This is a genomic window from Novosphingobium sp. KN65.2 (assembly GCF_001368935.1).
GTDB lineage: Bacteria > Pseudomonadota > Alphaproteobacteria > Sphingomonadales > Sphingomonadaceae > Novosphingobium > Novosphingobium mathurense.
Window position 1 is genome coordinate 1 of the sequence record NZ_CCBH010000220.1, and the last position, 8905, is coordinate 8905.

General features: G+C 58.0%; 9 protein-coding genes and 2 pseudogenes. 4 read left to right on the forward strand and 7 right to left on the reverse strand.

Annotated features, from left to right (window positions below; translation table 11 throughout):
* Window positions 1–605 precede the first annotated feature (605 nt).
* Window positions 606–737 (forward strand): annotated as a pseudogene (locus tag SPHV1_RS26170) (hypothetical protein); the annotation flags it as partial.
* Between the two features lie 766 nt (window positions 738–1503).
* Here the strand turns inward: SPHV1_RS26170 and SPHV1_RS23330 are convergent.
* Window positions 1504–2163, reverse strand: a complete 660-nt coding sequence (locus SPHV1_RS23330) for a PilZ domain-containing protein (protein ID WP_082431138.1) — start codon at window positions 2161–2163, stop codon at window positions 1504–1506.
* Between the two features lie 548 nt (window positions 2164–2711).
* On the opposite strand from SPHV1_RS23330, the gene SPHV1_RS23340 reads away from it, so the two are divergent.
* Complete coding sequence (locus SPHV1_RS23340; protein WP_054948394.1) at window positions 2712–2987, forward strand: HU family DNA-binding protein; 276 nt, start codon at window positions 2712–2714, stop codon at window positions 2985–2987.
* A gap of 297 nt (window positions 2988–3284) precedes the next feature.
* On the opposite strand, the gene SPHV1_RS23345 is transcribed toward SPHV1_RS23340, so the two are convergent.
* The 4 genes from SPHV1_RS23345 to SPHV1_RS23355 all read right to left on the reverse strand — a co-directional run bounded on the left by SPHV1_RS23345 (window position 3285) and on the right by SPHV1_RS23355 (window position 6609).
* Window positions 3285–3572, reverse strand: coding sequence for a PilZ domain-containing protein (locus SPHV1_RS23345; RefSeq protein ID WP_231634838.1), 288 nt, complete (start codon window positions 3570–3572; stop codon window positions 3285–3287).
* A 222-nt stretch (window positions 3573–3794) separates the two neighbouring features.
* Entirely contained in the window at window positions 3795–5042 is a 1248-nt protein-coding gene (locus SPHV1_RS23350; protein WP_054948396.1) for a MucR family transcriptional regulator, read from the reverse strand.
* A 185-nt stretch (window positions 5043–5227) separates the two neighbouring features.
* Window positions 5228–5452: a hypothetical protein gene (locus SPHV1_RS25220; RefSeq protein WP_156367441.1), complete on the reverse strand. Its 225-nt coding sequence runs from the start codon at window positions 5450–5452 to the stop codon at window positions 5228–5230.
* Between the two features lie 224 nt (window positions 5453–5676).
* Window positions 5677–6609 (reverse strand): helix-turn-helix transcriptional regulator, encoded by a 933-nt coding sequence (locus tag SPHV1_RS23355; protein ID WP_054948397.1) that lies wholly within the window; start codon window positions 6607–6609, stop codon window positions 5677–5679.
* 309 nt (window positions 6610–6918) lie between these two features.
* On the opposite strand from SPHV1_RS23355, the gene SPHV1_RS23360 reads away from it, so the two are divergent.
* On the forward strand, window positions 6919–7305 hold the full coding sequence (locus SPHV1_RS23360; protein WP_054948398.1) for a hypothetical protein: 387 nt from the start codon (window positions 6919–6921) through the stop codon (window positions 7303–7305).
* Between the two features lie 233 nt (window positions 7306–7538).
* Here the strand turns inward: SPHV1_RS23360 and SPHV1_RS23365 are convergent, their stop codons facing one another.
* On the reverse strand, window positions 7539–7820 hold the full coding sequence (locus SPHV1_RS23365; protein WP_054948399.1) for an addiction module antidote protein: 282 nt from the start codon (window positions 7818–7820) through the stop codon (window positions 7539–7541).
* 2 nt (window positions 7821–7822) lie between these two features.
* Window positions 7823–8113, reverse strand: a complete 291-nt coding sequence (locus SPHV1_RS23370) for a type II toxin-antitoxin system RelE/ParE family toxin (protein ID WP_054948400.1) — start codon at window positions 8111–8113, stop codon at window positions 7823–7825.
* Between the two features lie 265 nt (window positions 8114–8378).
* Here SPHV1_RS23370 and SPHV1_RS23380 point away from each other — a divergent pair.
* Window positions 8379–8882: pseudogene (locus SPHV1_RS23380) on the forward strand (Tn3 family transposase); the annotation flags it as partial.
* Window positions 8883–8905: the final 23 nt, after the last annotated feature.

Consider the following 8905-nt stretch of genomic DNA (forward strand, 5'->3'; position numbering starts at 1 on the left):
CGCGGACGACTGGACACTTCGGACAGGCGATCAAGGATCTGCCCGACATTGGTTGCGGTCTTACCCATCGGTATCGGCTCCATCTGATCCTTGTTCGTTCCTGTTCTGTCTATGCCAGAATCCCGCGATTCTGGCCAGAGCCATCGCAAAAAGATTCAATGAATCCATAATCTTGTTGATCATATCTGTCGTTCCGACAGTTTGCCCGGAGTACGACCAGACGCATTTGATGTTCTCGTAATGATCGAGAAATGTTCAAAGCGCGATTCAAGCCATTGAAAAGGAATCTCTTCGTCGGTCAGGCGTCATCGCCTCTCCGGGCAAACTGTCATTGCGACAGCTCCGGTAGCTGGTGTCGGTCTTCCATCTTTCGTGAATTGGTTCCATCAATCCGTACTGGTGTTGGCCGATCTCAGATATGGGATTGGGCATCGCGGTCATGGCCGGGTTGCCGATGCCCATGACACACCGCCAACGCCAGACAATGTCCTGACAAAGCATCGGCGCTATGCAATGGCGGTTACCATTGGAGGTATGAATCATGGCAGCGAAGACCATTCGATCTGAAAAGCTGGACCTGCGCCTGACCGCAGAAGCCAAGCGCGCTCGATGCCGCCGCCAAGGCCTCGCATCGCTCGGTGAGCGAGTTCGTCCTTGAGGGCGCGCTGTCGCCAATATCAGCAAAGGTGACTATGGTTCGTTTGGGGGATCAAGACCGCGCCTACTCCGCTAGCTAGCGAACGTGCCGCCGCTTGCTCCCCTTAGAGCTCAACTCGTAGGGTTGGTGGCCCGCGGTGAAACCGCAATGGCATTTCGCGCACTCATCCTTCAGCGGCTTCTGCAATCGCCATTGCACTCAAGATAAGGCGACCTGACCAACAGACAGGCGTCTTTCACCCAAACGCTGACAACGACCGGAGCATGGTATTGCTGACCTTCCGTCGTCATTCCATCAGGAAGGAATTTCATCGCATGCCTCGGTCAGCCAGGCGACAAAGCGCGCGGCAGCCATGGGACTGCAATCGACCGGGCATAATCGTACCTTGCTTCGCGACATGGGGGCGAAGACTCGTGGGACCTACGATGACCGATCACAGGCACACGTCGGCAACACCTGGACAGCTTGAAGGCGGGTCCGAGCACCCCTGCCCGATCATCGTCTCGCAATTGTCCGCGTTGGATTGCAAGCTGCAATGCGAAGTGCCTCAGCTGGCTTCGGGAGAATGTCTACAGCTTTGGCTGGGAGCTGTCGGACCGCTTCGTGTTCGCTTGAGCCCATTTTCTCGAAGCAATCTCGAGTTTGACGGGGCCATCCACCCTGCAATCGTCGATCATTTCAATATATAGGAACCGCGTACGCCTCGGATGATGTCGGCGTCATCGATCACGACCTACGTAGTTTGGATGCCGCCGCTTTCCAGCGCCAGCTCGTCGACCGGCTCGGGATCGTCATTGCGGTTCATGGCGTCGAGGTGTTTACCCTACGCGCCATGGTACCGACCATCAGGAGCATTTCTTATCCTTGCTTCCGGTTTCCGATTTCGACCTCAGACGCTCGATCGATCCCAGATCATCGACGCTGAAGGGATCGATAAGGAAAATGCCCGCGAAGTTGTCCTTGGCCCATTGAACGATGCCCTCGCGCTCGTGACCGGAATCGAGCAGGATTTTCACCCTGAGACCATGCTTGAAGCGGCCGTCATGCGTGATCTTCGCTCCGCGTTGCGACAGATCGAGGACTACCGTTTGCAGCACCTGATCGTCGAAGATCACTTTGCCGGAGACATTTGCTTTCAAACGGGGTGCCCGCGCACCCTCTGCTCTACCTTCATGCGAGGTGCTGCTCAAAATCTGTGAGCTGTCGATGAGTTGATCGAACTTGACGCCGCACTCGTCGCCATTGATCCAGACCACCTGCCCTGAAAGCTTCACCGAAGGTGAAAATGCGATCGACAATCTATCGTTGAGGTCTACAGGCATCGACAGGCGTAGGGCCATACCCCCGTCGGATATATTGCGGCATCGACCTAAGCCTTCATCACCTTCCCGTTCGATCTGAACCAACCGATAGATCGTTCGCGTTCGGCCACTGTCCCGACGTTCGGATTTGCTAACTTCGCGACCATTATCGTCTGGATTTTCGTCTGATTTGGAGCGACCCATTGCGACTTTCTCCCGAGCAAGTGCAAAGACGGCGGGAGCCTAGGTTCATAATTTTATTAAGTAAAGTTAGCCAACTGCATTTCCTGAAAAACGATGTCTGTATTCCAATTCGAATTCGCACTGATAAGTCTGGAAACACCGCCCAGCTTGCCGTTTCCCGCTTGAATACAGATCTCAATAACGATCCCAAAATCGCTCAACAAAGCGAGCCAGCCCTGCCCTATAGTCATCAGTATGAACCCAATACCGCTTACCTGATCCGATCCCTTCACAGATAGACCTCCAACCTCTCCTGCGTTTCTCCCCAATGTAATTTACAAAATCGCTCGATTGGTGACCTGAAACGGTCCGGACAACGTGCAACAGACTGCCTCGGTTGATTTGGTAAGGACCAAACCCTGGAAACGCCCGTGACTGGCAAAACCTACTTACCGGCCATTCCGGCGCTTGTCCGCGGCCAAAATCGTGGGAAAATTGCCGACGCAGATGGCTGCCGGGCTGGCCAACGGCTAACAAGCGCATTCCATTACGCACAAGGAATAGGCTTAATGAACAACAACGATCTTGCAGATGTCATTGCCGCTGATGGCGGTTTGACCAAGTCCGACGCCCGCAAGCTGGTCGACGGCGTCTTCGCTGCCATTGCCGACGCCGCGGCCAAGGGCGAGGAAGTGTCCATCAATGCATTCGGCAAGTTCAAGGTCAAGGACACCCCGGCGCGCGAAGGTCGCAATCCGTCAACGGGCGCGACGATCCAGATCGCTGCCTCGAAGAAGCTGGCGTTCTCTCCCGCCAAGGCGGTCAAGGACAAGCTCAACGGATAATCCTCGTTCCAGCGCCTCTTCCAGCAGGGCGAGGCGCTGGAACGAACAGTGGGATCTCAGCCAAGGCAGCCAGCAACCTCACAGGCCCTTGCATCGATCAAAGCCCGAAACCGCGATGAATGCAGGGTCGCCGAAATCGAGCGTGCCGAAGTAAACGGCACCGAGATCATCGGTGGATGCGGAATGCCAAGAAGAAGGCCAATGCCGGATTGCCGCTGGCCAGTATGCCAGACTGGTGCTCCAGCTGGCTTAAGGAACGGGGAACCACCGGCCCGCGGCTATCGACGTTTTTGGAATTCAGGCCGCAGCCTGGAATTGGCGAACGAGCCTGCGCAGGTCCTCGCCCCGGAGAACCCGTTCAAGCTGGAAGCCGGCGCGCCCGTCATGTGACCAGACCAGGAGCGCGTCTATGCGCCCGACAAGCGGGAAGTGCACTTCGAGACGCTCTCCGCGCTGCAAATCCAGATCACCTTGCACCATGAAGCCTTGCGCGGAGATGTTCTGGATATCGAGCGTGATTTCACCCAGACGACGATGCTCAGCAGTAACGACGAGGTCCACAGGGAACCGAGATGCGTAGCGCATCTCATAGGATCCTGGCCGTACCTGCTTGATCATTTTCGTTAACCTCGCTCTTCCCTCTGGTAGCGCATTTCCTTGCGGAAATTAGCCAACAATCGGTTAACACGGCCTCGTTTGTTGCGTTAACGCATCAAAATGCCTGTCATCGCTTGCCTCTCATGCAGGCAGCAGAAGGCCCCGGAAGATCTCTCCTCCGGGGCCCCTATATCTTCAGCAGATAATCGATCAGCCGAATTTCATCGAGAGCTTGCGGCGAGGTTTGCGCGGCGCCTTGGCTGGTGCACTCACGGTGTCCTTGGCCCCCGCGCTCTTGCCATGCGCCTTTGCCACCGAAGCCTTCGCAGCCGGAGCCGCGTCAGTAACCCGCGCGCTTGCTACCGGCTTCGTCTCCGCCTTGACCGGTTCAGATGGAGCAACGTCAACCGAGGCAGCCGAGGCCTTGGGCTCAGCAACCGCTTCACTGATCTGCTTGGCCGAAACCTTCTTCGCTGCGGCAGGCTTCCTGGCCTTGGCTGCCGACTTCGCCGGAGCCTTGGCGGCCGGTTCAGCCTTGGTCTCGACCGCTGCGGTCTTCTGCGCCGGTGCTTCAGCGCTCTGGGCCTTGGGAGCAGCAGCAGACTTACGGGTCGATGCCTTCTTGGTGGCGGCCTTCTTTGGGGTAACCTCCGCTGCTGCCGGCTTCTTCGCCTTGCTCACTGTCTTGGCTTCGACCTTGGCGGCAGGCTCTGCCTGCTTGGCTACATCCGCATTGCCCTGCGCCGGAGCTTCAGCCGCTTTGGCTTTGGGAGCAACCTCAACCTTGCCCACCGAGGCACTCTTCGCCGCAGGCTTGGCAGTGGTCTTGGGGGCAGTTGCCTGCTTCGTCTTGAGCGCTGCTTTCGCCTTGGCCGGTGCCGGCTTCACGTTGCTGGCTGCCGAAGACGCCGCGGCTTCGCTCTTGGCCCCAGTATCCTGGCGATCCTGGTGAATGCCCACGGCAACCTTGCGACGCAGCGCAGAATAGGAGGCGGCTACGATCGCGTAGTCAGCGGGCAGGCCGTAACGCGCCTTGTATTCGGCTTCGGTAAGGCCGTGCTTCCTCAGGTGGCGTTTGAGCGTCTTGAACTTCTCACCGGTAATGAGCGAGACGATGAAGTTAGGATCGCGGGTCGATTCCGCGATCGAAACGGCAGGCTTGGGGGCTTCGACTGCTGAAGTTTCCGGTTGTGCTGCCTTGGGCGCGATTTTGGGCGCAGCCTTGGGTGCGTCCTCGGGCTTCGCAGGCGCGGCGGGTGTAGGCGTTGACTTGGCGGTGGGTCCAGCTTCAGCTGCAGGCGCAGGTGCTGCTGGCGTTTCGGCAGCGGCGTCAAAGTCGGTAATCGCCTTGAACACATCGCTGAGCAAGTTGGGCAGTTGGGCTGCATTGAGCGTGTTGTTGTTTACATAGGCTGTAACGAGGTCGAGCGAGGCGCGGCGCGCGTCAAAGTCTGCCATGAGGTATCCGATCCGGAGAATAGTGTGAGCTGCACGGGCGTAGCAATTGCGCGACCCCATAGTAGCATTGGCGACAAAAGCAAGGATCGGCCTTGACAGGTTACGCTGACGGTCATTGGGAATGCAAGAAGATCCTGCCGAGATAGCAATTCAAACGCGCCGGGAAGGTGTTGTCGCACTCGTGATCATATCTGGACGCCGCTTCTACAGACCGGCTTGATCGACCTTGAAAAAATTGCGGCAGCCACAATGGACTGCCGCCAGATATGCTTAGCCCCTTCCGGTACTGGAAAGATGAAGAGGCCATTCGGGTCGCATCCATGTCCGTTAACGACGCTTTTTGATTCGCACTTGTAGAAATGCGCCACGAGGTGTGCTTCACCTGCGATCACCTGAAAACTGCGCAGCATGGCAGCAGATCCAGCGAGGCGCGGCCAGGACCCCTTTGCCTTCCACGCACCCTTGCCCTGCTACTTTTCGGGACGATCGATGTCGCGCTTATCTCGCTCGTGGAAGACTGACGTAGGGCCTTGTTGCCTGAGATTGCCATTTCTCCTGCACTGCCCATCGTGTCGGCATTTGGTTCTGCAAGACGATCATCAGTCAGGTCAGCCACAGGCCATAATCGCCATGTTCAGTGGCGCACTTCGTCTATCGCCTCGATTTGCGCAACAGCCAGGTCTTCGGCCTTGAGAAGTTCCGAAATCGGCAACTGGAGAAGGACCACATCCTCTTCACGAAAATAGATTTCATGCCCGTTGTCGTGGTCCACGAACGGCAGGAAATCTGCGGAAACCATATCGATCATGGTGTCCACCTCGAGCACGCAGTCAGTCTCACTGCGAAAGCTGTAGTCCTCGCCATTCGCCTGGATCACGCGGGTATGGAGGATCTGCGCAAGGATCTCCTCGCCGCCAAGCCCGCTTGCCGAGATCACTTGCTGCGCGTGCTCGACAATCGCCGCGTCAAAACCGGCAGACAATGCGCTTCCGGTCAAATGATCTTCGAGAATTGCGACCATCGCCTCGTAGACGACAAGCGGATGACCGGAATATCCGTGAAGCGCATCGCACGTCTCCGGGAAACTTCCATCACCCGGCAAATCGCACCCATCTCCCAAAAGATAGAGCCTGGAAACCTGCGACAGACGCAAGCGAACCAACCGGTTGTCGAGCGTGGCGAACGGCATCAGAAACTCGGGGTCAACCGCACCATTAACCCCCGCGCGAAGTGTGTCCGAGGTGCGCAGGCTAACGGGATACCAGATGACCTTGTCGTGGCGCTTGAGCTTGATCCCTACGTGGCCCCAGAAGCCATTTTCATCCGCCATCAGGTCGGCATCATTGTCTTCAAAGCCCTGGGTCATATTGACGTCAAGGCCAGCAAGAGCATGCAGGGTCGTACGAAAGAGAATGGCCAGGGTTCTGAGCTCCTCAAGGCTCGGAACAGACTTCCCCTGCTCCCAAGCCTGATAGGCCTTCAAACTCATTGCGAGCATTTCGGCCACCTGATTTTGGCTGAGCCCAGCCTCGACCCGGGCTTCTTTCAACTTGAGGACAAGAGCCATGCCGAGCTCCGTGAAACGGGATAAACGCCTTCTATGCCAATTTACGGCTTGGGCAAAGCAGGGCATCGATCGGTATCGCTGCCGGTCTTGCGCCATGGTTCGCCTGGATCATCACCTGGAGAATATGAGTGGCCAAGACACATAATTCTGACGCTCTTCCGGGCCATCCAATTCCCAAAGCCCGCATTCTGAAACAGTCGCGGGCACATGAAACGCGCGCCAGGATCTTGCAATGCGCGCGCGAAGCATTTGCCGCACATGGTTTGCCGCAGCGAACGTGCGCGACATTGCGCGCTGATCGAGGAGTAAGTGATCGAACCCGTCGCGGCCCCAGCAGACCTCCCCTTCGAAGAGCGCTATGCTCTCTTGCTGTGGCTCTATGTCCGTTACAGCGCCGAGCATGCCCGTATCACGTTCTCCAAGACGATCGCGGGCGGCGAACGGCTTGAGTGGATGGTTGAAGAGTTCGTCAAGGCAAACCATGCAGCCACGAGAGCGTATGCAGCGACATTGATCGAGCGCGGCCTCGTCCCCGACATGCCCCTGCCCTCGCTGGTCTACGCCATAGTCGGCATGGTTCGGTTGCCATTCGTTCTTGCGCGGGAAGCCCAGCTTGCCATGGGCTATGATTTCATGAAGGGCAAAGCCATCGACGCGCACGCCAATTGCGCTATCCAATTGCTCATGCATCGATGACGGCAGAAGCATGTCGAGTAACTGTAACGTGGCGATTATCTGGGTAGACACGATGCCGCCGAGGTGGTGATTTTGGCTGCATGGGCCGCGTGATCGAGCAGCCCAGGATAAAGCGATCCTTGCGCCGTGGGCCTATTGCGTTGCCAGTCACAATGACCAACTCGCATCATGGGCGTAATCGGGGTCAGTTCCGGTAGGGGGCGAAATGACACCCTAAACACCGCCAGCGCAAATCAGGCCGCCACGGCAAGGCGCACGCCGAATGCCTTCATCACGCGCAACAGCGTACCGAGCGTCGGATTGCCGTTGTCGCTGAATGCCCTGTAAAGGGCTTCCCGGCTGATCCCGGTTTCGCGGGCTAGCGCCGACATCCCATGCGAGCGCGCGACGGTGCTGAGGGCACGCAGCAGTTCCTCAGTGGTGCCATCCTCAAGGTAGGCGTCGAGATACGCCGCGATATCAGCCGGGGTGTTCAGTACCTCGGCTGCATCCCAGGACTTGGTTTCGAGTGTCATCGTCAAACCTCCTTCGCCATGGCCTTCGCCCGATCGATGTCCCGTTCCTGCGAGCCCTTGTCGCCGCCGCACAACAGGATCACCACGACATCGCCGCGCCGTGTGTAGTAGACCCGGTATCCCGGCCCGAAGGTAAAGCGTAGCTCACTCACCCCGTCGCCGACCGACTTGGCGTCGCCGAAGTTGCCCTGAGCGATACGGTCAATCCGTTTGGCGATCCGCGCCCGCGCCTGAACATCCCGCAGCGCCGTGAGCCAGTCGATGAACTCGGCGGTGCGGAGGACTTCGATCATGTCAAGTATAATGCACAGACTGGGGCGACATGTCAACTATATACTACAATGCCGATCCGTCCCGCTGGCGGCGCACAATCGCCGTGACCGTGTTCTTGCTGATCCCGAGATCGCGTGCAATCCAACGATAGCTGCGCCCGGCTTCTATCACCTCGATGACCCTCGGGGTCAATCGATCTGATTTCGGACGGTCTCCAGGTTGACGGCCCAGTTTGCGTCCGCGCGAACGGGCTGCAGCCAAGCCGAATTTGGCCCGTTCGCTGAGCAAGGTCGCCATGGAGAGACGATGAACGCGGTCCACGCGGAGTATGGCAATGATCCCGGCACAAAAAGCTACAGCTCGGTGAACGACCAGTATGCACCGTTCGCATCGCGCCTCATCCCGGTGACGGCGAGCGAGGCACCCTACATCCTCAGTGGCCTGCTGGCCAATGAGGCGGGCAGGCAGATCCGCGAACAATATGCCGACACGGCAGGCTACACCGATCACGTCTTTGGCATGAGCGGTCTGCTCGATCGCCGCCTCGTCCTGCGCATCCGCGATCTGCCATCGAAGCGGTTTTACGTGTTTGATCCCGCCGCTACTCCGACCGAACTGCGCAAGCTGGTGGCGGGCAAGGTCCGGGAAGATATCATCGTCGCCAACTGGCCGGACCTGTTTCGTGCTATCGCCACCGTGAACTCGGGCCGGATCGAACCCCACCAGATGCTGCGCAAGCTTGCCGGCTATCCACGCCAGAGCAATCTGGCGGTGGCCTTGCGCGAAGTACGCATCCGATAGCGGCCGCCTTG